This is a genomic window from Leifsonia sp. 115AMFTsu3.1 (assembly GCF_004362795.1).
Taxonomy (GTDB): domain Bacteria; phylum Actinomycetota; class Actinomycetes; order Actinomycetales; family Microbacteriaceae; genus Leifsonia.
The window spans coordinates 129,960-154,998 of sequence record NZ_SNYB01000001.1 but is presented as its reverse complement, the minus strand read 5'-3'; the positions used below and the strand labels follow the sequence as shown (position 1 = coordinate 154,998).

Below are 25,039 nucleotides of genomic sequence, written 5' to 3'. Positions count from 1 at the left end.
AGTCATGCCCATCCTGAACAAGGACATGCAGGTCTGCATCTCGCTCGCCGGTCGGCCCAGCAACATCGGGACGCGCTTCCACAACTTCCTGTACGACGAGCTCGGCCTGAACTTCGTCTACAAGGCGTTCACGACGGACGACCTGGAGGGCGCCGTGCGTGGCATCCGCGCGCTCGGGATCCGCGGATGCTCGGTCTCCATGCCGTTCAAGGAGGCGATCATCCCGCTCGTCGACAACCTCGAGGCGTCGGCCGTGGCGATCGAGTCCGTGAACACCGTCGTGAACGAGGACGGCCTGCTGACCGCCTCCAACACCGACTACGAGGCCGTCGCGCAGCTGCTCGCCGAGCATGAGGTCGACACCGCGCAGCGCGTTCTGGTGCGCGGGTCGGGCGGCATGGCGAAGGCCGTCGTCGCGGCGTTCCGCGGCGCGGGATTCGACGAGCTGACCGTCCTCGCGCGCAATGCCGAGGCCGGCCCCGCTCTCGCCGAGCGGTACGGCTACGAGTGGGTGGCGGAGGACCCGGAGCCCGGCTTCGGCGTCATCGTCAACGTGACGCCGCTCGGGATGCGCGGCGACGCGGAGGACGTGATGGCGTTCGACGAGGCGTTCATCGAGCGCGCGACGACCGTCTTCGACGTCGTCGCCTTCCCCTCCGAGACGCCGCTGATCCGCGCCGCGCGGGCGACGGAGACAGCGGTGATCACCGGGGCGGAGGTCATCGCCCTGCAGGCCGCGCGTCAGTTCGAGCGATACACCGGTGTGCGGCTCACGCCGGAGCAGGTGGCCCGGGCGTCCGAGTTCTCGCGCGCCGAGTAGCTCCGGTCGCATCGACGGACCGGTGTGATGCGCTCCGGCGCGTCGGGGAGTAGCTTGAGCCCCGGACGTGAAGGAGCGTGCGCATGGGCATCGGAAGCGGCATCTTCATCTTCGTCGTCGGCCTCATCCTGGCCTTCGCCCTGCAGGTGCAGGTGAGCTGGATCGATCTGAAGATCACCGGGTACATCCTCATGGGCGCCGGCCTGGTCGTCTTCATCATCTCGCTGGCGTTCGCGTTGCGGCGCAGACCGCGCACGTCGATCCGGCAGGACGGCATCGACCCCGTCACCGGCCAGCGGGTCGAGCGGCGCACCGATGAGTATTGAGGCCAGGACCCAGCCATACAATGGCCGGATGTCCGACGACCTCCTCGCACTCGAGAACCAGGTGTGCTTCGGCCTCGCCGTGGCCGCGCGGAGTGTCATCGCGCTCTACCGCCCGGTGCTCGAACCGCTGTCGCTGACGCATCCGCAGTACCTCGTGATGCTGGCGTTGTGGGAGCGCGAGCCGCGGTCGGTCAAGGACCTCAGCGACACCCTGGCCCTGGAGCCGGCCACCCTCTCCCCTCTGCTGAAGCGGCTCGAGGCGACCGGTTACGTCGAACGGCGGCGCAGCGCCGCCGACGAGCGCGCGCTCGAGGTGCGCCTGACGGAGTCCGGGCGGGCGCTCCGAGCGGAGGCGGAGAATATCCCGCCGCGCATCGTGGAGCGGCTCGGCCTTCCGGTCTCAGAGCTCGAGAATCTGCGCGAGAGCCTGCAGACGATCATCGGCGCGGCCGTCCGCACCGGATGACGCGGGTTCAGGCCGCCTGAACAGGCGCGGGGCACACCAGCCGCGTCGCGTCGCGCTGGCCGCCGGGCCGCAGCACCTCGTGCTCGGTCATCGGCCGGCCGCACATCGGGCAGGGAGCCGCGGCGGAACGCCGGTCGGGCGCCTCCGGGTGGCCCGCGCCGAGCTGCGCCGGACCGGCGATGCGGATGAGCTTCTCGTTCCACCGCGAATACCAGCTGGCGAAGCGTCCGGCCATGATCCCTCGATTCATTAGTGCACTAACGAATAGTGTACGCCATCTGGACCCTGACCCGCGGGGCAAGGTCTACGCTGACAGCGGAGGACGACATGCGCATCAGCGAACTGGCCGAGCGGGCGGGTGTGACGGTCAAGGCCGTGCGGTACTACGAGCGGCTCGGGCTCGTCTCGCCGGACCGGCTCGGCAACGGCTACCGCGAGTACGGCGACGAGCATCTGCGCGCTGTGCTCGAGATCCGCGAACTGGCCGACACGGGCATCCCGCCGGGCAAGGCGCGTCCCTTCATCGATTGCCTCGGCTCTGGCCACGCACACAGCGACGAATGCCCCGCCTCACGCGACGCCTACCGCGACGGACTGGCCGAGCTGGATGCGGCGATCGCCGCTCTGGAGCGCCGCAGGAACCTCCTCGCCCGCCGTCTGGCTGGAGCCGAGCACCGCATCCCCGAGCCGGCCGACGGCTGCGGGTGCACCATCGACCCCTCCTGACCGACGCCGGGATCATCCCCAGGGATGACCTCCTCCCGACCTGGGGTCGATGCCCGTCCGGCTCGCACCCGGTTGACTCGGACATGTCCGCTCGAGCTCCCGTCTCGAGCGTCGACATGAAGGGGGAGACCGATGACGACACTGGGACACGGACTGCGAACCGCACCGACCCTCGGTACGGCATCGGTGCCGGTGCGGCGGCGAGCGCGGGGGCTGCTCGCCGCCGTCACCGGGAACCCCTACCTGCAGCTGCTGGTCACTCTCGTGCTGATCGCAGCGGGGGCGACCCTCCTGATGATCGGGATCGGCCTGGTGCTGGATGTCGCGGTGCCGTGGATCTTCGACGACGAGCTGCGCGCACTGAAGACCCTTCTTCCGCAGATCGGCTGACGGTCGGGTGAGCCGGGCTCTGGCCCCGGCGATCGGCCGCCCCTAGAGTCCCTGCATGGGACGTCTCATCTTCTCGGCCATCGCCTCGATCGACGGCTACACCGTCGACAGCTCCGGATCGTTCGACTGGGCGCAGCCCGACGAGGAGGTCCATGCGTTCGTCAACGACCGGGAACGTGACATCGGCACCTACCTGTACGGCCGGCGGATGTACGAGACCATGCGGGTCTGGCAGGACCTGGGCGACAGCGAGGAGCCGGTGATCGCCGACTACGCGGCCGTGTGGCAGAGCTCGGACAAGGTCGTGTTCTCATCCACCCTGAGCGAGGTGACGACGCCGAAGACGCGCCTGCTGTCGCGATTCGATCCGGAGGAGGTGCGCCGCCTGGTCGCGGGCGCCGACCACGACGTCTCCATCGGCGGTCCGACCCTCGCCGCCGCGGCATTCACGGCGGGGCTGGTGGACGACGTCCGGCTCTTCCTCGTCCCGGTCGCCGTCGGCGGCGGCACCCCGGCCCTCCCCCAGGGGCAGTTCCTGCGACTGCGACTGTTGGAGGAACGCGCCTTCGGCGGGGGCACGCTCGGGCTGCACTACGCGGTCGAGAAGTCCTGACTCGTCGACAATTCCTGAGCAAACCTCGTCTTCTACTCCCCGCGAGCCCCGCGGCGCGCTAGCGTGTGCCGCGACAGGCCCGCGACGGAACGGGCCGGGGAGCGTCGACGATGGCGAAGCATCGATTCCTCACCGTGGCGGGGCTGGCCGCCGCTGCCGTCATCCTCAGCGTCAGCGTGCCCCAGAGTGTTCAGGGCGTGGCGGCCGGAGCGGGCACCGTCCACTTCACGGCATCCGGCGACTACGGCCCGGGCACCGCGGCGCAGGCCGTCCTCACGGGCATCAAGAACCTCAGCCCCGACCTGCACCTCGCCCTCGGCGACCTCTCGTACGGCACAACGGGCCAGGAGCAGGCCTGGTGCGACCTCGTCACCAGCCGGACCGGCGCCGGCTTCCCGTTCGAACTCGTCTCGGGCAACCACGAGAGCAGCGGGCAGAACGGCAACATCAACGACTTCTCCGCCTGCCTCCCGAACCAGCTCCCCGGAGCGGTCGGGACCTACGGCCGCGAGTACTACGTCGACGTCCCGCAGGGCGCTCCCCTCGTGCGCTTCATCATGATCTCCCCCGGCCTCCCCTTCTCGGACGGCACGTGGACCTACGCATCGGGGACCTCCCACTACGCGTGGACGCAGGCCGCCATCGACGGAGCACGCGCGGCCGGAACGCCGTGGGTCGTCGTCGGAATGCACAAACCCTGCCTCTCGCTGGGCGACTACCCCTGCGAGGCCGGAGCCGACATCCTCAACCTGCTGGTGTCGAAGCGTGTGGATCTGGTGCTCACCGGGCACGAGCACCTCTACCAGCGCACGAAGCAGCTGGCGACGGGAGCGGCCTGTCCGACGATCTCGCCGGGCACCTACACCGCGGCTTGCGTGGCGGATTCGGACGGGACACTCGTGAAGGGCGCGGGAACCGTCTTCGCGACGGTCGGTACCGGCGGCAACGGCAACTACGAGGTCCACCCGGCCGACAGCGAAGCGAACTACTTCGCCGCGTCGTACGGCAGCGCGGCCACACCGCTCTACGGCTCGCTCGACGTCAGCGCGACGGCGAGCCAGCTGACGGCGTCGTTCGTCCGGGCCGCGGGGCCGTCGTTCACGGACGGCTTCTCGATCGGGCCGCCGGCCGCCGGCAACCAGCCTCCGAGCGCCGTGTTCGCCTCCTCCTGCGCCGACCTGACCTGCTCGCTGGATGGAACGGGCTCGACCGATCCGGATGGCGCGATCACCTCGTTCGCCTGGGACTTCGGCGACGGCTCGTCGGGCACCGGCGGCACGATCACGCACACCTACGCCGTCGCCGGCACCTACACCGCGCGGCTGACCGTGCTGGACGACGGCGGGGCGACAGCGTCGACCACCCGCACGCTGACCGTGACCGCGCCACCCCCACCCGCCGACACGCTCGCCGCCGATCCGTTCGAGCGCGCGGTGACCAACGGCTGGGGAACCGCTCCGACCGGCGGGAACTGGTCGGTCTCGGGCAGCTCCAGCCTGTATTCGGTCGCGGGCGGGACGGGACGCATCCAGCTCCCCGCGGGCTCGGGCGGCACCGCCCGGCTTCCCGGAGTCAGCGCGACCGGCATCGACCTGCGACTCGGACTGACGATCGACAAGCTGCCCTCCTCGGGCAACGTGTACGTGACGGTCCAGGGACGGCGGATCGCGACGACCGGCTCCTACGGGTCCAAGGTGATCATCTCGTCGGCGGGCAAGGTGACCATCCAGATCGTCCGCGTCGACCAGAACGGCGGGAACGAGGTCGTCGTGCAGACGTCGGCCACCGTTCCGAACGTCACCTACACCGCGGGCATGCGCCTGAACGTGCGGATGCGGACCACCGGGACATCGCCGACGCTCGTCGAGACGAAGGCGTGGGCCGACGGCACCCCCGAGCCCTCGGCGTGGCAGCGGTCGGCGACGGACAGCACGGCCGCACTCCAGGGTGCGGGCGGACTGGCGGTGACCGGGTACCTGTCGGGCGGGGTCGTGAACGCGCCGGTCACCCTGACCGTCGACGATCTGACCGCCGTGAAGCCGTGAGCAGGGCCGGCCGGCGCCGGTAGTCCGGCGTCAGGCGGCGTCCCACCACCGCAGGACACGGAGCGCCCGAAGCGTCACCCACTTGCTCTGGAACCCCTCCATGTCGAACTCGACGATCACCGGCCCCTCGTGGATGTTCTCGAGCACCCACCTGCCTTCGGCGTCGGCCTTGCCGCGGACCAGTTCGACGGCATCCGCCAGGCGCGGGTCGCGACGGTCCTGCTGCCGGAAGTGCTCCAGCCCGCGCAGGATGTCGTGGTACCAGCGCACGGGATACGACAGCATCGTGATCCTCGGGTCCGGAGTGGAGCCGTCCGTACGCCGCCGGTAGAGGCCGCGCTCGAGGAGGTACTCCTCGCCGGCCTCGACGACCTCGGTCGCGCGCGCGTCGTCGCCTCCGGCGCGCATCCACGCGCGCAGTCCCTCGACGGCGCAGATCGTGGAGTGGAAGGACGACACCCGGGCGCCGTACTCGGCCCAGCAGTTCCAGCCGCCGTCGTCCAGCCGGGAGCCGACGAGCGTCTCGGCGATCCGGTCGCCGCCCTCGCCGAAGTAGGCGGCGATCGTCAGGGCGACGCCGTTGATGCACGGCTCGGTCTCGCCCTCGAAGTAGGGCTCGCCGGCGTGCTCCCAGCGAACATTTTCGCGGACGCGGGCTACGGCCCGGCGCGCCTCCTCGCTCGACGGGTCGAGTCCGAAGTCCACGAGCTGCTGGAGGCTGAAGTGGGTGCCGCTCCACGCGTCGAAACCGTCGCGCTCGGGCGGAATCCACCCGGGACGGTACGTGCCGCCATCCCAGAGCCCGTCCTCCGCCTGCTCGGCGAGGAACGTCGCCCCCCAGCCCTCCGTCGCCACGCGGGCACGTTCGGCGGCGACCTCTTCCGGCGGGGCTCCCACCAGATCCTGAAGCACCTGCCAGCGGATCGCCGTGTCGGAGTCGAGCAGCCAGTCCTGTACGTCCATTCCGGTCACCGTAGTCGCCACCCGCGGCGAGGGGCAGTGCTCCGCGCACGAATACCCCCCGCCCGGGGGACGGTCAATCGCTGTACCCGCCTCATTCCGGTGTCTTGAGTGGTCCTCAACATCCCAACCGGACACATCCACCGAAAGGAAACGGCAGTCATGACCATGTCAGACGACCAGTCCGCGGACACACCGATCTTCGACAGCAGACGCGACGCGCTCGAGCCGGAGGCGGGCCTCCCCGAGACGGTGCAGCCGACCGGCGGCTCGCTGGGCGGCGGCGCCTCGACCGGTGAGCAGAGCGGCGTCCGCGAAGAAGCGGGGCGCGTCGCCGGCTCGGCAGCAGAGGCCGGCAAGGACGTCGCGGCCACCGCGAAGGAGCAGGCCAAGAACGTCGCGGGCGAGGCGAAGTCGCAGGCGAGGGATCTCTACCGCCAGACACAGGAGGAGCTCCGGACGCAGGCGGCGCAGCAGCAGGAGCGGGTCGCCAGCGGGCTCCGCTCTGTGGGCGACGAACTCGACCAGATGGCGTCCTCCTCCGAGTCGGACGGCCTGGCGACCGACCTGGTACGGCAGGCGGCGCAGCGCACCCACGCGATCGCCGGCTGGCTGAACGAGCGCGACCCCGGCTCCCTGCTGAACGAGGTGAAGTCGTACGCGCGGCGCAACCCGGGTACCTTCATCGCCGCGGCTGCCATCGCCGGCGCCCTCGCCGGCCGGCTGACCCGAGCCCTCGCCAGCGGCGGTGACGACTCCGGCAGCAGCACCGGCACGACGACCGGCACCACGGGCACCACCGGGACGACTGGCCTGGCGCCGAGCCCTGATATCACCGCCGTCGGCACCACCGGCGTCGGCGGCGCGGGCACCGGATCCACCGCCGGCGGCTACGGAAGTGCCACCGGCGATCTCTACGACGACTCCGGCAACGACCTTCCCGAGCTGCCGGGCGCCGGATACACCGGAGGCCGGGCATGACCGATCAACCCACCCCTTCGGAGCAGCAAGCCGCGAACAGTTCGCTCGGCGAGTTGCTCGGAGAGGTCAGTCGTGACCTCTCCACACTGATCCGCCAGGAGATGGAGCTCGCGAAGGCCGAGATCAAGCAGACCGTCACGCGTGCCGGCAAGGGCGCAGGGCTGCTGGGCGGCGCGGGTTACGCAGGCCTCATGGCCGTCTTCTTCCTGTCGATCGCCCTGTGGTGGGCGCTCGGCTACCTGGTGGGCAACGCCTGGTCCGCGGTGATCGTCGCGGTCATCTGGGGCGTCGTCGCACTGATCCTGTACCTGCGCGGTCGCAAGCAGCTCGAGACCGTCAAGGGTGCCCCCCAGACCGTGGAGACGGTCAAAGAATTCCCCGAGACACTGAAGCGAAATGAGGAGAACCGATGAGCGACGACCCCGACGCGATCCGCGCCGACATCGAGGCGACGCGCCGCAACCTGAGCGGTGATGTCGATGCCCTGGCCGACAAGGTCACGCCAAGCAAGATCGCCCAGCGCCAGACGCGCAAGGTGAAGGGCGCCTTCCATTCCATCAGCGAGCGGATCATGGGATCCGCCGACGACGTCCGCAGCGGCGTGGGGGGCGCCGTCTCCGACGCCGGCAGTTCGGTGGCCGACGCGGGCCGGACCGTCGTCGACAAGGCGCAGGGCAACCCGCTCGCCGTCGGCCTCATCGCCTTCGGCATCGGCGCCCTGATCGCCTCCCTCATCCCGCCGAGCACCAAGGAGCAGGAGCTGGCATCCGCCGCCAAGGATGCCGCGCAGCCTCTGCTCCATGAGGCCGCGGAGGTCGGCAAGCAGGTCGCCGACGACCTCAAGGAGCCGGCGCAGCGGGCCGTTCAGTCGGTCACGGAGACCGCGCAGGAGGGGGTGTCCACCGTCAAGGAGGAGGCCACCGATCGCGCGTCCGACGTCGCCGATGACGCCAAGCAGTCCGGACAGCGCTTGCAGTCCGACCAGTAGCACCCACGACGAAGCGCGGCGGCAGGCCTCCCCCGGGCCTCCGCCGCGCTTCCCTTTTTCAGCGAGCGAAGAAGGTCAGGCGACGGTGGCGCCCACGACGCGGTTGCCCCCGGCGTTCTTCGCCGAGTACATCGCGTGGTCGGCCTCGCGGATCAGCCGGTCCGGGTTCCACCCGGGGTCCTGGGTGCGCGCGAGCGACATGCCGATGCTCGCACTGATCGGGAAGCCCTCCGGGATGTCCTGGAACGGCTGCTCGATGGAACGGCGGATGCGGTCGGCCACGTCTTCGGCGGCCGCCACCTCCGGCACCTCGCAGACCACCACGAACTCGTCGCCGCCGTAGCGGGCCACCAGGTCCTCCTGACGGACGGCCGCCTGCAGCCGCAGCCCGACCTCCCGGAGCAGCAGGTCGCCCGTGTGGTGGCCGAGGGCGTCGTTCACGCGCTTGAACCCGTCCAGGTCGATGAACAGCGTGGCGACGAGTGTGGAGGCCGACTGCTGGTATTCGATCAGCTGCGTCTCTAGGCGTCGGCGGTTCGGCAGCCCGGTCGTCTCGTCGTGCATGGCGGCGTGCTCGAGCTGCCGCTGCAGCCGCAGGGTGGTGATCGCCTGCGCCGCCTGTCCGGCCAGCGCGTCGGCCAGCGGTGCCGCCTCGGAGTCGAACTGACGCGGGTGGAGGAAGAAGGCGGCGAACAGCCCGAAGAGCACGTCGTCGTGCTGGATGGGCGCCACCAGGACGGCGTGCACGCCCGCGTCGCGCATGGCCTGCCCGAGCACCGGGGCGATCTCGTCCGCAGCCGCCGCGCCGCTGAGCGCGACCACCCGGCGGAGCTGCGAGGCCTGCGTCACCAGCGATCCGGTCTGCTCCAGAGAGCGCAGCGGGTTGCTGCCGGAAGCCTGTGTGAACCTCCCGAGCTCGTCGATCAGGAACACCGCGGACTGCTCCGCCTGGTACGCCTTGGCGACGGTCGACGCGAGGATGTCGACAAGCGACTGCTCGTCCGTCGCGGCCGAGAAGGCGATCGACGAGTCGATGATGAGCTCGAGTCGGTTGCGCGTACGTTCCTGGAGGGTGTGCGAGCGCACCATCTCCTGCTCGTGCTCGGCGCGCTCGGTCGCATCCACCAGCGTCAGCAGCTCACCGGTCTCCGAGGGGCGGCGGCCGACGATGACGGCTCTCGATGACCCGTCCACGTGCGCCAACCGGACGAGGCCGTCGTCGCGGCCGTCGACCCCGGGGATCCGGATGCGCAGCGAGCTGAACGACCGGCCGTGCAGCTCGGACATCGAGAGGCCGGTCCAGGTGACGAAGAGCTCGTTGGCGTCCTGGATGCGGCCGTCTCCGTCCACCTCGACGAGAGCGCAGGGCAGGTCGTCCGCAGCAATGGGCCGCACCGCACTCTCCTTCGGATGGCTGGGCCGCTTCGCGGCGAGGACACAATGAATTTAGCGCACGAATGTACCCAGACGGTCACCGAGGTCATCGGGAGGACACGGACGTGCGATGTAGTAGCCCTGGGCGCGGTCGCATCCGGAGGTGCGGATCTGCTCCAGCTGTTCGCGGGTCTCGATGCCCTCGGCGACGACCCGCATCCCGCTGTCCTGGGCCATCGCCACCGCGTCGCCGACGGCATCCCAGTCTCCCCGCGCGACGAGGCTGCGATCCAGCTTGAGCTCACGCGCGTGGACGCCGACCGCCCGTTCGATCGACGAGTGTCCCGCGCCGAAATCGTCGATCGACACGGTGACCCCCCACTGCTGCACGATGTCGAGGCGCCCGGCGACGACCGCGTAGTCCTCGATGCGCTCGGCTTCCGTGACCTCGACGATGAGGTCGGCGGGAGGAAGACCCGACTCGGCGAGCTGACGTTCCAACTCGTCAAAGAAGCGGTCGGTCTCGAGCTGCAGGGGCGAGACGTTGACGGCGATGGCGAGCTGGTAGCCGCGCTCGCGCCAGTCGCGGCCGATGCGGCAGCACTCGCGCAACGCGAACAGGCCCAGCTCGTGGATGGTTCCGCTGGCCTCGGCGAGCGCCACGAACTCTGCGGGCGGGATGGGACCGCGGGTGGGATGCGTCCAGCGGCTGAGACCTTCGACGGCGACGATCTCACCCGTCGCCAGGTCGATCTGCGGCTGGACGTGCACCTCGAGTTCGTGCGCGGCGATGGCGTGGGACAGCTCTCGCGCCTCCACCTCGCACGTCACCACGCACACCTCCCTCGCCGGCCGCCGGCTCCGCTGGCCTGGACGCGATAGTGCCCGCGTGCGCAGCCGCTGTCAACGGGCTGGCCCCGGACCGGACGCCGGACGCGCTCAGCGGAACGTCGGTCGCGGGTCGGTGTGGAGCACGCTCATGAGGATGGAATCGGTCCACTCGCCGTCCCAGAACAGGGTGTCGCGCTGGCGGCCCTCCACCACGAATCCGGCCTTCTCGTACGACCGCAGCGCCCGCGGGTTGAACGCGTACACGTCGAGTTGGACGCGGTGCAGTCCGATCTCCGCGAAGGCGTGATCGAGCACGACGGTCATCGCCTCCGTGCCGTACCCGCGGCCGGGTTGCCCGGGTGCCAACGCGATGCGCGTGTTCATGGATGCGTTGTCCTCGTCGAGCTCGTTGAGCACGATCTCGCCGAGGAAGCGATCGGTGGCCCTGTCGAGGATCGCCCAGTCCGCGCGGTCCGGGGCGGCGCCGATCCGTGCAAGGTGCGCGGCGATGACCTCCTCGGTGAACTCGGCGCGCGTCCCCGTCAGGCGGAGGTTCTCGGCGTCGTCGAGCCCGGACCAGACGTCGTCGAGGTGCTCTGGTCCGAGGGGGACCAGCCGGATGCGCGGGCCGTCGAGCGTTCGGACGGCGGTGAGCTCGGCGAGCGCCACCTCCGGCTTCACAGTTCGGGCTCCCTCGGCCGCAGGTCCGGTCGGGGGAATTCGGCGTCGAAGTCGCCGGTGGGATCCTCCTGGCGCAGCGTGTCCACGATGCTCGGGCCCGATCCGACGGGCGAGAACGCGGCGCGGTCGCCGCGGACGCTGCTCTGATACGTCTTCATCCGTCCGTCCACCGGAAGGTCGATCTCGGCCGGCGGCCGCCCCTCGTCGAGGGGGACGGCACGCTGCGTCGTGGTGCCGTCCTCCTCGACGAAGTCGGCAATGCCGAACGTCAGGTGGCCTCGGTCGAAGGAGGCCCGGACGAGGAGGTAGGTGCGCAGCGCGTCGTCGTCGAGCGCCGCCACCTCCGCGGCGAGCGCCCGCACGGCATCCGTGCGACCGAGGGCGTGCTCACCGTCATCCGGCGCTTCGGCCCACGAACGGACGTGGCCGGCGAGGTCCGCGATGGCTTCCTCGTACGACGTCGGCGATGTCCCCCGGATGCCGAAATCGCCCCAGTCGGCCCAGTAGCGATCGCCCTCGTCGTCGTGGCCCACGGGGACGGTGACGCGCGTCGCCTCCGTGCGGGAGGCCTTCCAGGCCGCCAGCTCGTCTGCGCTGAACAGCTCGCCCAGCTGCCGGATGGCGTCGTCGTCGCCAGGGCCGGCGGCCGAGGCGAGGATCGCCCGCTCGAAGAACGCGTTGTCGTCCACTGCTCGTTCCCTTCGTCCCTGCCAGCATCGCATCCCCCGGCGCGAGTTCCGAGCCGGGCGGGGGAATCGGCTAACGTCGAGGGGCAGTCAGAACCGGTACCGAAGGAGACGCCCGTGACGACCACCCTGCCGACGACGACCGCGAAGGGCGCGTCGCTGCGGCGCAGCCTCGGACTGTGGGCCATCGTCGGTCTTGGTCTCGGCTACATGACGCCGACGGTCGTCTTCGACACGTTCGGCATCGTCTCCGGGCAGACGAACGGCGTCGTCCCGGCCGCCTACCTCGTCGCCCTCGTCGTGATGATGTTCACGGCGATCAGCTACGGCAAGATGGCGGGCGCCATCCCGAGCGCCGGCTCCGCCTACACGTACGTACGCGAGTCCATCCACCCGAACCTGGGATTCATGGTCGGCTGGACTTCGCTCGTCGACTACGTGCTGCTCCCGATGGTGAACTGCCTCATCATCCGGCTGTACCTGGAGCAGCTGTTCCCCGCCGTCCCCGGATGGATCTGGGTGGTCGTGTACTGCGCGGGTGTCACCACGCTCATCGCCGTGACGATGCGCGGCACCTCGAACGTCAACATGATCCTGCTCGTCTTCGCGATCGCCGTGATGACCGTTTTTGTCGTGATGGTCGTCGTCCAGCTCGCCGGCGGCGCCGGTGACGGCACGGTCGCCTCGGTCAAGCCGTTCGTGCACGACGGCGTCACACTCGGGGCGGTCCTCACCGGAGCGACGGTCGTCTGCTTCTCGTTCATCGGCTTCGACGCGGTGACGATGTACGCGGAGGAGGCCAAGACGCCGAAGATCATGCCACGCGCCATCCTCTTCACCGTCATCATCGGCGGCGCGATCTTCCTGGTCGCCGCCTACTTCACCCAGCTCCGCTTCCCGACCAATGCGCCGTTCGGCGAGTTCACGGACGACCCTCTGCCGCAGATCGGCCGGATCGTCGGCGGGCCCGTGTTCCAGGCCATCTTCGTCTCCGCCGGCTTCTGCGCCACCCTGGCGTCCGGACTCGCGTCGCACGCGTCCGTCAGCCGGATGCTGCTGGTCATGGGACGGAACAACGTCCTTCCCCGCCGCTTCTTCGGGTACATCAGCCCGAAGACGCAGACGCCCATCTTCAACATCGTGCTGGTCGGCGTGATCTCGCTGCTGGCGATGGCGTTCTCGCTCGAGCTGATCTCCGCTTTCATCAACTTCGGCGCCCTGATCGCGTTCACCTTCGTCAACATCTCGGTGATCGCCTGGTTCGCGATCCGCGAAGGGCGCCGCCGCACGGCGAAGGACATCGTGCGGTTCATCGTGCTCCCGGCGATCGGGACGGTGCTCACGGGCATCCTGTGGGTGAACCTCCACGCCGACGCGTTGATCGGCGGCATCGTCTGGGCGGTGATCGGCTTCGCCTATCTCCTCTTCCTCACGCGCGGTTTCCGTCGCCCGGTCGCCGCGTTCGACGAGAGCCAGCCGGTGACCGGGTTCAACAAGGCCGTATAGAAGAGGTACGCCATGAAGCGGATCGGGCTGCTCGGAGGCATGAGCTGGGAGAGCTCCGCTCTCTACTACCAGGCGATCAACGAGGGTGTGCGCGAACGGCTCGGCGGACTGCACTCGGCCGATCTGGTGATGATCTCGGTCGACTTCGCCGACATCGAGAGGCTGCAGTCGTCGGGCGACTGGGAGCGCGCCGGTGACATCCTGGCCGAGGAGGCGATCCGGCTCGAACGCGCGGGCGCTTCCTGCGTCGTGATCTGCACGAACACCATGCACAAGGTCGCCGACCGGGTGCAGGCGGCAGTCGGCATCCCGCTGCTTCATCTGGCCGACGTCACGGCTGCAGCCGTCGTCGATGCCGGCGTCCACCGGGTCGCGCTCCTGGGCACGCGGTTCACCATGCGCGAGCCGTTCTACCGCGAGCGCTTGGAGTCGCACGGCCTCGAGGTAATCGTGCCGCCCGAGGAGACGCAGGCCATCCTGGACGGGATCATCTACGACGAGCTCGTCCTCGGTGTGGTCACCGACGCTTCCCGAGCCGTCTACCGGGAGGCGATCGCCGGCCTGATCGCGAGCGGCGCGGAGGGCGTCATCCTGGGCTGTACCGAGATCGAGCTGCTGGTGCGTCCGGAGGACTCGGCCGTGCCGACGTTCCCGACCACGGCATTGCATGCCGCTGCGGCCGTCGACTTCGCGCTCGGCTGACGCTCAGCGGGCTTCCACAACTCATACAGTGCGCATAGGGCGCTCCCAGCCCACGTAAGAATCCACAAAGAATGCGTCTGCATCGTGGAATACATGGATCAGACGTTGAGCGTTCCCGTGTCGGCACCGCCGGCGCCGCGCCGCAGCCGCAGAGCTGTCGGCGACCCGCGCCGGGGCGCCAGAACCGTTCGCGCCGTCCTCGCGCTCGGGGTCGTCGCTGTTCTCGGGATGTGGTGGCTGAGCGTGCCCGCCGGCTTCGCCGCAACCCCCGCCGACGCCCTCACCTCGATCGGCGAGCTGGCCGGCATGGTCGGCGGGTTCCTGGTCTGCGCGCAGGTGTTGCTGATCGCCCGCGTGCCCTGGTTCGAGAGAGCCGTCGGTCTCGACCGGCTGGTCTCCTGGCACCGCTCGCTCGGCGCATCCGTGCTGTTCCTGATCGTCGCGCACGTGCTCTTCCTGGTCTTCGGCGGCGAGCTGGTGGACAAGAATCCGCCGTGGACGGAGTTCGTCAGCATCCTGCAGAACTACCCGGACATGCTGACGGCTCTCGTCGGGACGATCGCCTTTCTGGTCGTCGGCCTCAGCAGTGCCCGGCTGATCCGCGCGAAGCTGTCCTACGAGGTCTGGTACTGGCTGCATGTCACGACGTACGTCTCGATCTTCCTCACCTTCTTCCACCAGCTGAGCGGCGGCGCCCACTTCGTCTCCGACCCCATCAACCGGGCCCTCTGGATCGTGCTCTACCTCGGCACCGCGGCCGCCGTTCTGACGTGGCGGTTCCTCCTGCCTGCGCTCGACGCCTGGAAGGGACGGATGCGCGTCGCCGCGGTCGTGCCCGAGAGCGAAGGCGTGAACAGCGTCTGGCTGACCGGGCCGCGGGTCGACCAGCTGGGCGTCCGCGCGGGCAACTTCCTCCTGTTCCGCTTCCTCGCCTGGGGCCACCTGGGCACGGCGCATCCGTATTCGGTGTCGGCGGTCCCGGCCAACGGCTACCTGCGCATCACCGTCGGAGCCATCGGGGACCACTCGACCCGCCTCCCCGCTCTGAAGCCCGGCTCGCTGGTCTTCGCGGAGGGACCGTTCGGCCGCTTCACCGCCGACCGGGCGAGCCGGGCGCGCATCCTGCTGGTCGCGGGCGGCGCCGGCATCGGCCCCATCCGCGCCCTGGCCGAAGAACTGGTGCGGCGCGGCGCCCGCCCTGTCGTCCTCTACCGGGCCCGCTCGCCGCGGCACCTCGCCCTCCTCGGCGAACTGCAGGCCCTCCCCGGCGTCACCGTCATCCCGCTCGTCGGACGGCGTTCTGAGCTCGGCTACGACCCGCTGGATGTCGAGCCGCTCCGCCGCCTGATCCCCGACCTCCACGACTGGGAGGCCTTCATCTGCGGGCCGGAGGGGATGGGCGAGCGCGTCGAGTCCTCGCTTCGTGCCCTCCGGATGCCCAAGCGTTTCATCCACCGAGAAGAACTGAGCATGTCATGAACAGCAGATCCTGGCGGGGGACCGTCCTCTTCACTGTCATCCTCGTCGTCATGGGCGCGACCGTCGGCCTGAAGCTGTACGGCGTCGGAGACCAGGTCACCGCGGCGTCCACCTCCGTCCATTCGACCGCATCCGGCACCGGGACCACGAGTTCCGGGTCGGAGTCGGAATCGTCCGATGCGACGAGCGGCAGCTCGTCCACTCCCTCCACTCCGGCCCCGTCGGCGTCCTCGTCGTCCGGATCCTCGTCAGCGGCCACGACCACCGTCACGGGGTCGGCCGTCCAAACCCGCTACGGCACCGTCCAGGTCGAGGTCACGTTCTCCGGCACCACGATCACGGCCGTGAAGACCCTCCAGTCGCCCGACCGCGACGGGCGCGACATCGAGATCAACGACCAGGCCCTGCCGATCCTGCAGCAGGAAGTCCTCGCATCGCAGTCGGCGAACATCGACACCGTGTCGGGTGCGACCTACACGTCCGAGGGCTACATCCAATCGGTGCAGTCGGCGATCGACCAGCGATGAAGTTCCTCGAGACGGTCATGGGCATACCGATGTCCATCGATGTGCGGGACGACGTGGATGCGCGACCCGCGGCCGAGCGCGCGTTCCGGGTATTGCGGGAGGCGGACCGCCGCTTCAGCACGTACCGGCCGGACAGCGAGGTGAGCCGCGCGAACGCCTCCCGCGAATCCCCTGCCCCGTTCAGCGACGATTTCCGCGAGGTCGTCGCGATCGGCGAGACTGCCGCGCGCGACTCGGGAGGCGCCTTCCGCATCCGCCGGCCCGACGGCTCATGGGACCTCGACGGGGTTGTGAAGGGGTGGGCGGCAGCACGCGCGGCACGAGAGCTGCACGCGGCCGGCCTCCGCGACTTCTGCCTCAACGCCGGCGGTGACGTGGTCGTGTCGGGCAGCCCGGGCGACGGACGCCCGTGGAGCGTCGGCGTCCGCTCACCGTATGAGCCGACGGCGATGCTGGCCGTCCTCCAGGTCACCGATGCGGCTGTCGCGACCTCGGGCGCCTACGAGCGCGGAGCGCACATCGTGGACGGTCGCGACGGGTCCTCCGCGGCCGGGCTGCTCAGCGCCACCGTCGTCGCCGACGACCTGACGACCGCCGATGTCCTCGCCACCACCGTCTTCGCGATCGGACCCGACGGCGTCGATCACGCGCTGCGCTCCGGCGCCCGCGGTGTCCTCGCGGTGGATGCGTCCGGCCGTATCCTCGCCGCCGGCGACCTCGCGTTCGCGCGCCCGGCGGCCACCTCGTGACGGCCGGTGCCCCGCCGGTGGACGGCGCATCCGGCTCCTATACTGCGGATGTGAGCGGAAAGCCGCGTGTGCTGGTCGCCGAGGACGACAGCCGCCTCGCGAGCATGCTCGACGCGCTCCTCGGGTCCGAGGGCTTCGAGGTCGAGGTCGCGCGCGACGGTCAGCGGGCCCTGCATCTCGGCCTCACCGCGGGATTCGACGTGATCGTGCTCGATCGCGGGCTCCCCGCCGTCGAGGGGCTGGATGTGCTCCGCCGCCTCCGCGACGACGGCGTGACCACGCCCATCCTCGTGCTCTCCGCCCTCGGAACGGCCCCCGACCGCGTCGACGGCCTGAACGCGGGCGCCGAGGACTACCTGGCGAAGCCCTTCGACATCGACGAGCTCGTCGCCCGTGTTCGCGCGCTGACCCGCCGAGCCGCTGCCGTGGTGCCGATGGTCCGCTTTCCCGGCGGCCGGCTCGACACCGGCAGCCGCACGGTCACCCTCGACGACGGCTCACGGACGGTGCTCTCGGAGCGCGAATCCGACCTCCTGGAGCTGCTCGCCCGACGACCGGGCCAGGTCTTCCCCCGCACGCTGCTGCTCGACGAGGTGTTCGCGGCCGCCGACGACCCGGGCGTGGTCGACACCTACGTGCACCATCTGCGCCGCAAATTCGGACGCTCCCTCGTCGAGACCGTGCGCGGCGTCGGCTACCGGATGGGGTCGCTCCCGTGAGCGACCGCACGCTGCGCGACACCGAGCTCCGCTCCGCCTCCCGGCGCCTCGCGGCCCAGTTCGCGCTGATCATCGTCGGCCTCTTCGTCGCGCTCGGCATCGTCGTCTACAGCGTCGTGGCTGCCGGGCAGGCCGAGGCCGCGAAACGGGCGCTCTCCGATGCCTCCATGGTCGACTCGGTACACGACGCGCCCCGCGATCTGCTGGTCACGGTGGTCACACCGCAGGGCCGGCAGAGCTCCCCCGACATGCCGGACGGGCTCCCGGACGAGGACGCGATCGAGCAGGTGGTGCGCACCGGCAACCCGGTTTCCGGGTCGGTGGAGACCGACGGGCAGCGCTACCTCACCGTGACGGACGTGCGGAACGGCAAGGTGGTCCAGGTCGCCTACGGACTCGGCGAGCAGCAGGAGGAGCTGAGCCGGCTGGTGATCGCGCTGGTCGTCTCCGGGGTGATCGCGACCATCGCCGCGGGGGGCATCGGCCTCATCCTGGCCCGGCGATCCATCCGGCCCCTCGCGGACGCGCTCGCCCTGCAGCGACGTTTCGTCGCCGACGCCGGGCACGAGCTCCGCACCCCGCTCACCCTGCTCAGCACGCGCGCCCAGCTGCTGCGGCGCCATGTCTCAGCGCAGTCGACGGGCGCGCCGGACGAAGAACTGCGGTCGGGCCTGGACGAGATCGTCGACGACAGCCGGGCCCTCACCGAGATCGTGCAGGATCTCCTGACCGCCGCCGATCCGCGGCAGACGGCGGAGAGCGAGGGAGTCGACCTCGGCGACCTGGCCGCGACGGTCGTCCGTTCGGCGAAGGGCCGGGCCGACGAGCGCGGCCTCACGATCGTCGTGCAGAGCGAGCCGGGCGCCGTCGTGACCGGCGCACCCGTGTCCCTCCGGCGGATGATCGTCGCCCTGGTGGACAACGCACTGGATCACGCCGCCGCCGATGTCCGGGTGAGCGTTTCCACCTCACGCGACCGCGTCATCCTCACCGTGGAGGACGACGGCCCCGGGTTCTCGGCCGGCGTCGAGGACCGCGCGTTCGAGCGTTTCGCGACCGCGCGGGATGCGCAGCCGGGCGACGACCGCGGCCGCCACTACGGCCTCGGCCTGGCCCTCGTCGCCGAGGTGGTGAACCGCCATCGCGGAACCGTCCAGGCCGCGAATGGGGACACGGGAGGCGCAGTCGTGACCGTGCGCTTCCCGCGTCGTCTGTGATTCCTGCGGCCTTTCGGGGCCCCTAGCCGACACCCTCCAGGGCGTCCGTCTCGGTGTTGCCGATGTTCTGGATGACCTGCGGCCGGCGCCTCCGCAGGTGGACGAACCAGGCCACCGCGGCGACCAGAGTCAGCAGGAACAGGTACGGGATGACGTTGAGCGGGAACGCCGGAACCGGCCAGACGTTCGCGAAGAACACATAAGCCATGGCGGCGACCGCGACGACGGCGCACACCCAGACCAGCGTGTTCGGGATGCCCGCGCGGCGCGTGTAGGCGATGCACGCGATCGCCACGAGCGCGTACGCGACCATGTAGCCATAGGTGCCGTACGTGTCGACCCAGACGACGATGTCCATCGGGTTCGCGCCGACAGCCAGCAGGATGACGTCGAGGACGATGGCCGCGGGACCGGCGACCAGCAGCACGCGGTGCGGGGTCAGGTGGCGTTCGTGCGTGCGGCCGAACCGCTCCGGGACGACGCCCTCTTTGCCCATCACGTAGATGACGCGACCGACGACGTTGAGCGGCGCGACGACGACGGCGAAGAACGAGGCGCCGACGCCGAACGTGAGGATCGGGCCGAACCAGGTCGGCATCCCGATCAGCTTCGCGATGTCCTCCAGCGGGCTGGCGCTCGTCGCGAGGTCGCCGTGGAGCACTGCGATCTGGGTGTACGCGGCGAAGACGTAGAGGACGCCGACCACGACGGCGCTCCACATGATGGCGCGGGGGATGGCGGTGTACGGGTTCTTGGCCTCGCGGCCGAGCGCGTCGGCCGACGAGAATCCGACGAACCCGAGGATGCCGAGCACCATTCCGGCGGCGATGCCCTGGAACGGGGCTCCCTCGGCGAACACCTGCGCCGGATCCCACGCGGCGGGTCCGGCCCAGACGAGCGCGGCGATGAGCAGGATGGTGATGATCGTCACCGAGACGAGTTCGAGCACCAGCGAGACCCGGGCCGAGAGCCGGATGCCGCGAATGGTGAACAGCGTCGCGAGGCCGCCCAGCACGATGGCGAGGCCGATGTACCAGCCGACGCCGCCCGCGGGCACTCCGAGGAGCACCAGGAACTGGTTGAAGTACGACACCGCGCCGCCGAGCGAGCCGGCGGCGATGCCCCAGCAGCCGATGACGAGGGTGACGCCCGCGAGGTACGCGCCGGTGGGGCCGAGGCCCTTCGCCACGTACGTGTAAAGCGAGCCCGCCGACGCGTGCTTGCGGGCGAAGACGACCACGCAGTAGCCGACGCAGAGGATGACGATGGTGGCGAGCACGAACGAGTAGATCGTCCCGTTGCCGGCGCCGACGAAGATCGACATCGCCGTGAACGCGATGACGGCGCTCGGCGCGATGTTCGCGATCGCCTGAGCCGCCAGCTCGGGCCCGCTCATGACTCCGCGCCGGAGTCCGGCGTCGGTCGGGCTGCTCGCCCGGGTTTCGGTGGTTGACATGGCTCTCCAGTGAGTCGTTTAGGGTTCGGGGGCTAGGGGATGAGGAGGGTGCGGAGCACGGAGCCGGCCTCGAGATCGTCGAAGGCCTCCGCCGCCTCCGCGAGGGGTCGCCGGCCCGAGATCAGCGGGTCGAGCAGCAGCTGTCCGTCCATGTAGCGGTCGACCAGCGCGGGGATGTCGATGGACGGGCGCACGGAGCCGTAGTTGGAACCGAGGATGCGCTGGTCGGCCTCCGCCAGCACGAGCGGTTCGAACGACGCCTTCGCGCCTGTCGGCGGCAGGCCGACGATGACGGCGGCACCGCCGAGTCCGAGCATCCGGATCGCCTGCTCGGTCGTGGAGGTGCGGCCGATCGCGTCGAACGCGTAGTCGACGCCGTCCGGGATGAGTTCGAAGAGCTGCTCGACCGCGTCCGCTCGGGAGGCGTCGATCCGGTCGGTCGCTCCGAACTGCAGGGCCATCTGGGTCTTGTCCGGGAGCACGTCGATCGCGACGATCCGCTCGGCCCCGGCCAGTCGCGCGCCCTGCACCACGTTGAGGCCGACGCCGCCGCAGCCGATCACGGCGACGGTGGAGCCCGGCTCGACCGCAGCGGTGTTGAGCACGGCGCCGACGCCGGTCGCGACTGCGCAGCCGACGACCGCGATCACGTCGAGGGGTGCGTCGTCGCGCACCTTCACGGCGCCCGATGCAGGCACGACGACCTCTTCGGCGAAGGACGAGACACCCAGGTAGTGATGGATGGTCTCCCCGTCGCGCGACAGTCGGGAGGTGCCGTCGAAGAGCACGCCCTTCGGCGCGACGATGGTGGCGACCTTCTGGCAGCGCGCCTCGTGCCCGGAGCGGCAGTACCGGCAGTCGCCGCACGGCGGCACCCAGCTGAGGACGACATGATCGCCGACGGCCAGCGAGGTGACGCCCTCCCCGAGCTCGGTGACCACACCGGAGCCCTCGTGTCCCATGACAAGCGGTGCCGGAGCATCCCACTCTCCGCGCTTCACGTGCAGGTCCGAGTGGCAGACGCCCGCCGCGGCGATACGTACGCGCACCTCCCCCGGGCCGGGCGCCGCGAGGTCCACCTCGGTGAACTGGATGGGCTCGGACGGTTCCGTGAAGATGACGGCCTGCATGGGTACTCCTTCGTGCGCGGGTCTCGCTCGATGCTAGGAAGCGCTCGCGGGCGTTGTCATTCACAGAAAGTGTGGATGCCTCGGGCTGACTCGACATTCCGTACACTGAGGCCATGAGCCGCGACATCGCCTCCGTCGCGCGTTCCGTTCAGGGTCGGCTGGTCGAAGGCCGCCTCGATGCCGGGACGCGCGTGGATGCGGTGGTCGGCCTCGACGACTTCTCGGTGGTCGGCCATCCCGCGTTCGCGACACTCGTCGTGGCGCCCGCCCGAGCCGCTGTGGCCGCCCTGACCGCGGAGGACGAACGCACGGAGGCACTCCGGCACGCCGTCATCGTCAGCCACGGCGCCGACACGGCTCTCCTGAGGGCGCTCGACCGGACGGGCACGACCGCGATCGTCGGTACCTCGGCCTCCGACGCGCTGCTCGCCCCCAGCCTCACCGCGCTCCTGGCCGTCGACCAGGCCGCCGAGGATCGCGCGGTCACCAGTGCCATGAAGGTGCTGACTCTGGCTGCCCGCCGCGGCGGTGTCTCCGGCGTCGTCGCCGAGCTGGCGCACCGCATCGACGGCTGGGCCGTGCTCCTCGATCGGCACGGCCAGGTCATCACGAGCGCGGGCGCCGGCGGCTTGCACGTGCAGGATGCGATGGCGGTCGCACTCTCCCGTCCCGTGCGCGTGCGCCACCGTTCGCTGCAGGTGCACACGGTCGGCTCCGGCGAAGACCTCTCGGCCCGGCTCGTCGTCAGCCCGCGGACCGAGTCGTCGAGCCGCGCTCGCGAACTCGGGTCGCAGGCGGCCGCTCTGCTCGACCTTGTGCTGCGGACGGACGACCCGACCCGCACCGAGCGTCTCGGACGCGCGGTCATGATCGACGCGCTGCTGGCCGGTGGCCCTCCCGCCGTCTCCCTCCTGCGGATGTGGGGTGTGCACGAGAGCTCGCTCACCGCGTTCGCCCTGACCGCGCGGTCGGCATCCGTCGAAGTGGAGCGCCTCGTATCGCACTGGCTCGACGAACTGGGCGCTGCCCACATCCATACCGAGAGTCACGGCCTGGTGACCGGGTTCCTCCGCGACGACCACGTGGATGCGGTGGCGACTCGCGTGGAGGCGTACTCGTCCGCGATGTTCCTCGGTGTGGGCGCGCCCGCGCCGACCGACACGCTGGCGGGGAGCGCGGCCGAGGCACGGCACGCGGTGGAATCGGCACGGGCGGAGGGCCGGCGGGTCGTGCGCTACCGGTCCATCCCGACCATCTCGCTCGTCCTCGACCGGCTCGACGACGATGACGCCCAGCGCATCGCGCGCCTGCTCGACCCGCTGCGGGATGCGACGGGCCGGCACGGCGAGCTGACGGAGACGCTCCGCGTGTTCCTCGCCGAGAACGGCGCCTGGGGCGCCGCGGCTGAGCGGCTCGGCGTCCACCGCCAGACGCTCACCGCGCGCATCCACCGCGTCGAGAGCCTCCTAGGGCTCTCCCTGGCCGATGCGGACGACCGCACGGCGGCGTGGCTCGCCCTGCGCGCCCTGCACGCGTGAACCGAGCCCGGCGCGGGCCGAACGGCCCCGCTCAGCCCTCGCCCGCGAGTGCCTGCTGGATGAGCGCCGTCATGTCGATGGGCTCCGTGGGCGGCAGCTCCAGTGCGGCCGGGTCGATGGTCCTCATGGCGTCTCCTTCTTCTCTGTCTTGCTTCTCTGTCTGTCGTCGGTTCGTCGTTCTCGGATGTGAGGCCGGGAGGTGCCCGCCGCCGCCTTCCCCCAGGCGTCTGTTGCGGCGGGCACCGTCCCTTCTCCCGCGCGTGGTGGAGTACCCCTTCTCGTCACTCGCGCGGGATCGTGAGGCCCAGCCGCGAGCACAGCTCGCTGAGGGCCTGGTCGGAGGGGAACACGGCCAGTCGCCCGTCGGGCAGCTGGCAGGTCTCCAGGTGGGGCACCGGATACTCCGCCGTGCTGGACGACCCTTCCGGTGAGAACACGCCGGTGCGCCAGGTGGCAGCGCACATGTCCTCGGCGAGGCGGATGCGTGCATCGAGCGGGTTGGGCGTCTTCTCGTCCAGGTCGGCGGTCACCATCACCGAGGTGCCGTGACGGGAATTCAGGTCGGCAGCCGCGTAGCAATCGGTGACGTTGTTGATCTGACCCTGGGAGGCGAGGGCGACCGCGATCGCGCCGGCCGTGGTCCCTGCGACGATGGCGCCGGCCACTCCGATGGCGATGATGCGGTGCTTCCGGGTCCGGCGGCGGTCGTCGACGGCGATGGTCTCGAACAGGTTCGCCTTGATCTGCTCGAAGCGCTCGTCGGTGGGCAGGAGGTCGTGATTGGTCATGGCATCCCCCTGAGGGTGCGGAGTTCGTTCCGGAGGCGCCCGCGGAGCCGGGAGAGGCGGTTGCGGACGGCGCCCTCGCTCAGGCCCACCTGGCGGGCAGCCTCCTCATAGCTGTGATTGCCTCGGATGCACAGCTCGAACACGGTGCGGTCGGGCTCGGTGAGCGCGGCGACCACGGTTTCGACGTAGGCGAGCAGCTGGCCGCGTTCGGCGAGCTCCTCCGGCCCCGGCCGGGCGTCGGCGAGTGATCCGTCGACGGGGCTGTCGCTTCGGCGCTTCTCCACCACCTGGAGGGAGCGGCGGCGGTTGGCGATCAGGTTGCGGCTGGTGACGAGCAGCCAGGGAAGGACCGACTCGCCGGCGATGGTGATGGTCGCCCGTTTTCGCCAGAGGGTGACGAACACGTCCTGGCTGATCTCCTCCACATCCTCGCGGGGTTCGAGGCGCGCGGCGGTGTAGGCGTAGACGACGCGGCTGTACCGGTCGTAGAGGGCGGCGAGCGCAGCCTTGCTGCCGTCGGCGAGTCGCCGCAGCAGGTCGAGGTCCGTCGGAACGGACTCCTCCCCCGCATCCGCCGCACGGTGCGGCTCGGCCAACTCGCTCATATCCAGGAAATGTGTCCCCCCGCCGAATCCTCTCAACGAATCTCGAAATCGGTCGGCCGCGACGTCGGTGGGGCAGAATGGGCGTGCTCGGCAGGGGCCGGGCAGTATCCGCTTCGGGGGGAAGTCGATGAAGAGATCGTCTGTTTTGACGCGCCGTGCGGCGTCGGTTCTGGCTGCGGCGGCGGCCATCGCGGCGACGTTCGTGACGGTCGTGCCCGCTGCCGCTGCCGAGCCGCCCGCGCAGTCCTGCTCCTACGACCTGGGCACGCGCACGCTGGTGTGCGTGGATGCCGGCGAGGATCTCAACCGGGCCGTGCTGGACCAGACCCACCTGCTGGTGGTCACGCCGCCGAGCTGGCCGGTCGCCGCCACCGACGCCGCACCCGCCGCCCGCGTCCTTCCCGAGGGTGTGCGCGCCACCTTCGTGCAGAGCCAGCTCTTCGACGACGCCGGGTACGGCGGATCGTTCTTCCAGATCACCAACTCGAGCGCCTGCAACGGAAGCACCACCTGGTACTTCGGCCCGCTCGGGAACGTCGGCTGGTCGGGCCGGGTCAGCTCGTTCAAGAGCTTCTCCGGATGCAGCACCAAGCTGTGGCAGGGCACGGCATACACGGGTGCGTCCTACGGCTACGCCGTCAACGCGTCGTCGCTCGGCAGCATGAACGACCAGGCCAACTCGGTGACCCTCCGGTAGCCCGGCACACGAAAGCGGGACCCCCGGGAAGATCGGGGG

29 protein-coding genes are annotated in these 25,039 nt (G+C 70.3%); 19 read left to right on the top strand and 10 right to left on the bottom strand.

The window, feature by feature from the left end; genetic code table 11:
• The first annotated feature begins 4 nt into the window (after nucleotides 1–4).
• The 3 genes from AXZ95_RS00845 (at nucleotide 5) to AXZ95_RS00835 (ending at nucleotide 1,612) form a co-directional block, all read left to right on the top strand.
• Nucleotides 5–820, top strand: coding sequence for a shikimate 5-dehydrogenase (locus AXZ95_RS00845; RefSeq protein WP_018189091.1), 816 nt, complete (start codon nucleotides 5–7; stop codon nucleotides 818–820).
• A gap of 83 nt (nucleotides 821–903) precedes the next feature.
• Entirely contained in the window at nucleotides 904–1,146 is a 243-nt protein-coding gene (locus tag AXZ95_RS00840) for a DUF6458 family protein (protein ID WP_018189090.1), read from the top strand.
• A gap of 28 nt (nucleotides 1,147–1,174) precedes the next feature.
• Nucleotides 1,175–1,612 carry a MarR family transcriptional regulator gene (locus AXZ95_RS00835; protein ID WP_018189089.1) on the top strand — a complete coding sequence of 146 codons (438 nt, stop codon included), beginning with the start codon at nucleotides 1,175–1,177 and terminating at the stop codon, nucleotides 1,610–1,612.
• A gap of 7 nt (nucleotides 1,613–1,619) precedes the next feature.
• On the opposite strand, the gene AXZ95_RS00830 is transcribed toward AXZ95_RS00835, so the two are convergent.
• A complete protein-coding gene (locus AXZ95_RS00830) occupies nucleotides 1,620–1,847 on the bottom strand; it encodes a hypothetical protein (protein ID WP_018189088.1) in 228 nt (75 codons plus the stop codon).
• Nucleotides 1,848–1,939: 92 nt separating this feature from the next.
• On the opposite strand from AXZ95_RS00830, the gene AXZ95_RS00825 reads away from it, so the two are divergent.
• The 4 genes from AXZ95_RS00825 to AXZ95_RS00810 all read left to right on the top strand — a co-directional run bounded on the left by AXZ95_RS00825 (nucleotide 1,940) and on the right by AXZ95_RS00810 (nucleotide 5,386).
• Entirely contained in the window at nucleotides 1,940–2,338 is a 399-nt protein-coding gene (locus tag AXZ95_RS00825; RefSeq protein ID WP_018189087.1) for a MerR family transcriptional regulator, read from the top strand.
• A gap of 132 nt (nucleotides 2,339–2,470) precedes the next feature.
• Nucleotides 2,471–2,728 carry a hypothetical protein gene (locus AXZ95_RS00820; protein ID WP_018189086.1) on the top strand — a complete coding sequence of 86 codons (258 nt, stop codon included), beginning with the start codon at nucleotides 2,471–2,473 and terminating at the stop codon, nucleotides 2,726–2,728.
• Between the two features lie 55 nt (nucleotides 2,729–2,783).
• Complete coding sequence (locus tag AXZ95_RS00815; protein WP_018189085.1) at nucleotides 2,784–3,341, top strand: dihydrofolate reductase family protein; 558 nt, start codon at nucleotides 2,784–2,786, stop codon at nucleotides 3,339–3,341.
• 110 nt (nucleotides 3,342–3,451) lie between these two features.
• Nucleotides 3,452–5,386, top strand: a complete 1,935-nt coding sequence (locus AXZ95_RS00810) for a PKD domain-containing protein (protein ID WP_018189084.1) — start codon at nucleotides 3,452–3,454, stop codon at nucleotides 5,384–5,386.
• A gap of 30 nt (nucleotides 5,387–5,416) precedes the next feature.
• Here AXZ95_RS00810 and AXZ95_RS00805 read toward each other — a convergent pair whose 3' ends face one another.
• Nucleotides 5,417–6,349 (bottom strand): hypothetical protein, encoded by a 933-nt coding sequence (locus AXZ95_RS00805; RefSeq protein WP_018189083.1) that lies wholly within the window; start codon nucleotides 6,347–6,349, stop codon nucleotides 5,417–5,419.
• Nucleotides 6,350–6,508: 159 nt separating this feature from the next.
• On the opposite strand from AXZ95_RS00805, the gene AXZ95_RS00800 reads away from it, so the two are divergent.
• From AXZ95_RS00800 to AXZ95_RS00790, 3 genes are read left to right on the top strand one after another with little or no spacing between them, the layout of a single operon-like run.
• On the top strand, nucleotides 6,509–7,327 hold the full coding sequence (locus AXZ95_RS00800; protein WP_018189082.1) for a hypothetical protein: 819 nt from the start codon (nucleotides 6,509–6,511) through the stop codon (nucleotides 7,325–7,327).
• Complete coding sequence (locus AXZ95_RS00795; protein WP_018189081.1) at nucleotides 7,324–7,740, top strand: phage holin family protein; 417 nt, start codon at nucleotides 7,324–7,326, stop codon at nucleotides 7,738–7,740. The genes AXZ95_RS00800 and AXZ95_RS00795 overlap by 4 nt, the downstream gene beginning before the upstream one ends.
• On the top strand, nucleotides 7,737–8,315 hold the full coding sequence (locus tag AXZ95_RS00790; RefSeq protein WP_018189080.1) for a DUF3618 domain-containing protein: 579 nt from the start codon (nucleotides 7,737–7,739) through the stop codon (nucleotides 8,313–8,315). The genes AXZ95_RS00795 and AXZ95_RS00790 overlap by 4 nt, the downstream gene beginning before the upstream one ends.
• Before the next feature lie 75 nt (nucleotides 8,316–8,390).
• On the opposite strand, the gene AXZ95_RS00785 is transcribed toward AXZ95_RS00790, so the two are convergent.
• The 4 genes from AXZ95_RS00785 to AXZ95_RS00770 all read right to left on the bottom strand — a co-directional run bounded on the left by AXZ95_RS00785 (nucleotide 8,391) and on the right by AXZ95_RS00770 (nucleotide 11,890).
• Complete coding sequence (locus tag AXZ95_RS00785; RefSeq protein ID WP_018189079.1) at nucleotides 8,391–9,710, bottom strand: diguanylate cyclase; 1,320 nt, start codon at nucleotides 9,708–9,710, stop codon at nucleotides 8,391–8,393.
• Between the two features lie 51 nt (nucleotides 9,711–9,761).
• Complete coding sequence (locus AXZ95_RS00780; protein WP_018189078.1) at nucleotides 9,762–10,523, bottom strand: EAL domain-containing protein; 762 nt, start codon at nucleotides 10,521–10,523, stop codon at nucleotides 9,762–9,764.
• 105 nt (nucleotides 10,524–10,628) lie between these two features.
• The gene (locus AXZ95_RS00775; protein WP_018189077.1) at nucleotides 10,629–11,201 is read right to left on the bottom strand and encodes a GNAT family protein; all 573 of its coding nucleotides are present in this window, start codon (nucleotides 11,199–11,201) and stop codon (nucleotides 10,629–10,631) included.
• The gene (locus AXZ95_RS00770; protein WP_018189076.1) at nucleotides 11,198–11,890 is read right to left on the bottom strand and encodes a hypothetical protein; all 693 of its coding nucleotides are present in this window, start codon (nucleotides 11,888–11,890) and stop codon (nucleotides 11,198–11,200) included. The genes AXZ95_RS00775 and AXZ95_RS00770 overlap by 4 nt, the downstream gene beginning before the upstream one ends.
• Before the next feature lie 174 nt (nucleotides 11,891–12,064).
• On the opposite strand from AXZ95_RS00770, the gene AXZ95_RS00765 reads away from it, so the two are divergent.
• The 7 genes from AXZ95_RS00765 to AXZ95_RS00735 all read left to right on the top strand — a co-directional run bounded on the left by AXZ95_RS00765 (nucleotide 12,065) and on the right by AXZ95_RS00735 (nucleotide 18,786).
• Nucleotides 12,065–13,393 (top strand): APC family permease, encoded by a 1,329-nt coding sequence (locus AXZ95_RS00765; RefSeq protein ID WP_043742104.1) that lies wholly within the window; start codon nucleotides 12,065–12,067, stop codon nucleotides 13,391–13,393.
• Between the two features lie 12 nt (nucleotides 13,394–13,405).
• Nucleotides 13,406–14,095, top strand: coding sequence for an aspartate/glutamate racemase family protein (locus AXZ95_RS00760; protein WP_018189074.1), 690 nt, complete (start codon nucleotides 13,406–13,408; stop codon nucleotides 14,093–14,095).
• Nucleotides 14,096–14,188: 93 nt separating this feature from the next.
• Complete coding sequence (locus AXZ95_RS00755) at nucleotides 14,189–15,574, top strand: ferredoxin reductase family protein (RefSeq protein WP_018189073.1); 1,386 nt, start codon at nucleotides 14,189–14,191, stop codon at nucleotides 15,572–15,574.
• On the top strand, nucleotides 15,571–16,101 hold the full coding sequence (locus AXZ95_RS00750) for an FMN-binding protein (protein WP_018189072.1): 531 nt from the start codon (nucleotides 15,571–15,573) through the stop codon (nucleotides 16,099–16,101). The genes AXZ95_RS00755 and AXZ95_RS00750 overlap by 4 nt, the downstream gene beginning before the upstream one ends.
• Entirely contained in the window at nucleotides 16,098–16,850 is a 753-nt protein-coding gene (locus AXZ95_RS00745; protein ID WP_018189071.1) for an FAD:protein FMN transferase, read from the top strand. Before AXZ95_RS00750 ends, AXZ95_RS00745 begins: the two co-directional genes overlap by 4 nt.
• 50 nt (nucleotides 16,851–16,900) lie before the next feature.
• Nucleotides 16,901–17,569, top strand: coding sequence for a response regulator transcription factor (locus tag AXZ95_RS00740; protein ID WP_231371152.1), 669 nt, complete (start codon nucleotides 16,901–16,903; stop codon nucleotides 17,567–17,569).
• Nucleotides 17,566–18,786, top strand: coding sequence for a HAMP domain-containing sensor histidine kinase (locus AXZ95_RS00735; protein WP_018189069.1), 1,221 nt, complete (start codon nucleotides 17,566–17,568; stop codon nucleotides 18,784–18,786). Before AXZ95_RS00740 ends, AXZ95_RS00735 begins: the two co-directional genes overlap by 4 nt.
• A 22-nt stretch (nucleotides 18,787–18,808) precedes the next feature.
• On the opposite strand, the gene AXZ95_RS00730 is transcribed toward AXZ95_RS00735, so the two are convergent.
• Nucleotides 18,809–20,242, bottom strand: coding sequence for an APC family permease (locus AXZ95_RS00730; RefSeq protein WP_018189068.1), 1,434 nt, complete (start codon nucleotides 20,240–20,242; stop codon nucleotides 18,809–18,811).
• A 32-nt stretch (nucleotides 20,243–20,274) separates the two neighbouring features.
• The gene (locus AXZ95_RS00725) at nucleotides 20,275–21,372 is read right to left on the bottom strand and encodes a Zn-dependent alcohol dehydrogenase (RefSeq protein WP_018189067.1); all 1,098 of its coding nucleotides are present in this window, start codon (nucleotides 21,370–21,372) and stop codon (nucleotides 20,275–20,277) included.
• Between the two features lie 113 nt (nucleotides 21,373–21,485).
• Between AXZ95_RS00725 and AXZ95_RS00720 the strand changes: the two genes are divergently transcribed.
• On the top strand, nucleotides 21,486–22,910 hold the full coding sequence (locus tag AXZ95_RS00720) for a PucR family transcriptional regulator (RefSeq protein WP_018189066.1): 1,425 nt from the start codon (nucleotides 21,486–21,488) through the stop codon (nucleotides 22,908–22,910).
• 281 nt (nucleotides 22,911–23,191) lie between these two features.
• Here the strand turns inward: AXZ95_RS00720 and AXZ95_RS00715 are convergent, their stop codons facing one another.
• Both AXZ95_RS00715 and AXZ95_RS00710 read right to left on the bottom strand, forming a co-directional pair.
• Complete coding sequence (locus tag AXZ95_RS00715; RefSeq protein WP_018189064.1) at nucleotides 23,192–23,698, bottom strand: hypothetical protein; 507 nt, start codon at nucleotides 23,696–23,698, stop codon at nucleotides 23,192–23,194.
• Nucleotides 23,695–24,303: a sigma-70 family RNA polymerase sigma factor gene (locus AXZ95_RS00710; protein WP_018189063.1), complete on the bottom strand. Its 609-nt coding sequence runs from the start codon at nucleotides 24,301–24,303 to the stop codon at nucleotides 23,695–23,697. The genes AXZ95_RS00715 and AXZ95_RS00710 overlap by 4 nt, the downstream gene beginning before the upstream one ends.
• A gap of 127 nt (nucleotides 24,304–24,430) precedes the next feature.
• Between AXZ95_RS00710 and AXZ95_RS00705 the strand changes: the two genes are divergently transcribed.
• Complete coding sequence (locus tag AXZ95_RS00705; protein ID WP_231374288.1) at nucleotides 24,431–25,000, top strand: hypothetical protein; 570 nt, start codon at nucleotides 24,431–24,433, stop codon at nucleotides 24,998–25,000.
• Nucleotides 25,001–25,039 lie beyond the last annotated feature (39 nt).

Coding starts and splice junctions, on each gene's coding strand:
- AXZ95_RS00845 (WP_018189091.1), top strand. CDS start 5: ATGCCCATCCTGAACAAGGACATGCAGGTCTGCATCTCGCTCGCCGGT.
- AXZ95_RS00840 (WP_018189090.1), top strand. CDS start 904: ATGGGCATCGGAAGCGGCATCTTCATCTTCGTCGTCGGCCTCATCCTG.
- AXZ95_RS00835 (WP_018189089.1), top strand. CDS start 1,175: ATGTCCGACGACCTCCTCGCACTCGAGAACCAGGTGTGCTTCGGCCTC.
- AXZ95_RS00830 (WP_018189088.1), bottom strand. CDS start 1,847: ATGGCCGGACGCTTCGCCAGCTGGTATTCGCGGTGGAACGAGAAGCTC.
- AXZ95_RS00825 (WP_018189087.1), top strand. CDS start 1,940: ATGCGCATCAGCGAACTGGCCGAGCGGGCGGGTGTGACGGTCAAGGCC.
- AXZ95_RS00820 (WP_018189086.1), top strand. CDS start 2,471: ATGACGACACTGGGACACGGACTGCGAACCGCACCGACCCTCGGTACG.
- AXZ95_RS00815 (WP_018189085.1), top strand. CDS start 2,784: ATGGGACGTCTCATCTTCTCGGCCATCGCCTCGATCGACGGCTACACC.
- AXZ95_RS00810 (WP_018189084.1), top strand. CDS start 3,452: ATGGCGAAGCATCGATTCCTCACCGTGGCGGGGCTGGCCGCCGCTGCC.
- AXZ95_RS00805 (WP_018189083.1), bottom strand. CDS start 6,349: ATGGACGTACAGGACTGGCTGCTCGACTCCGACACGGCGATCCGCTGG.
- AXZ95_RS00800 (WP_018189082.1), top strand. CDS start 6,509: ATGACCATGTCAGACGACCAGTCCGCGGACACACCGATCTTCGACAGC.
- AXZ95_RS00795 (WP_018189081.1), top strand. CDS start 7,324: ATGACCGATCAACCCACCCCTTCGGAGCAGCAAGCCGCGAACAGTTCG.
- AXZ95_RS00790 (WP_018189080.1), top strand. CDS start 7,737: ATGAGCGACGACCCCGACGCGATCCGCGCCGACATCGAGGCGACGCGC.
- AXZ95_RS00760 (WP_018189074.1), top strand. CDS start 13,406: ATGAAGCGGATCGGGCTGCTCGGAGGCATGAGCTGGGAGAGCTCCGCT.
- AXZ95_RS00755 (WP_018189073.1), top strand. CDS start 14,189: ATGGATCAGACGTTGAGCGTTCCCGTGTCGGCACCGCCGGCGCCGCGC.
- AXZ95_RS00750 (WP_018189072.1), top strand. CDS start 15,571: ATGAACAGCAGATCCTGGCGGGGGACCGTCCTCTTCACTGTCATCCTC.
- AXZ95_RS00745 (WP_018189071.1), top strand. CDS start 16,098: ATGAAGTTCCTCGAGACGGTCATGGGCATACCGATGTCCATCGATGTG.
- AXZ95_RS00730 (WP_018189068.1), bottom strand. CDS start 20,242: ATGTCAACCACCGAAACCCGGGCGAGCAGCCCGACCGACGCCGGACTC.
- AXZ95_RS00725 (WP_018189067.1), bottom strand. CDS start 21,372: ATGCAGGCCGTCATCTTCACGGAACCGTCCGAGCCCATCCAGTTCACC.
- AXZ95_RS00720 (WP_018189066.1), top strand. CDS start 21,486: ATGAGCCGCGACATCGCCTCCGTCGCGCGTTCCGTTCAGGGTCGGCTG.
- AXZ95_RS00715 (WP_018189064.1), bottom strand. CDS start 23,698: ATGACCAATCACGACCTCCTGCCCACCGACGAGCGCTTCGAGCAGATC.
- AXZ95_RS00710 (WP_018189063.1), bottom strand. CDS start 24,303: ATGAGCGAGTTGGCCGAGCCGCACCGTGCGGCGGATGCGGGGGAGGAG.
- AXZ95_RS00705 (WP_231374288.1), top strand. CDS start 24,431: ATGAAGAGATCGTCTGTTTTGACGCGCCGTGCGGCGTCGGTTCTGGCT.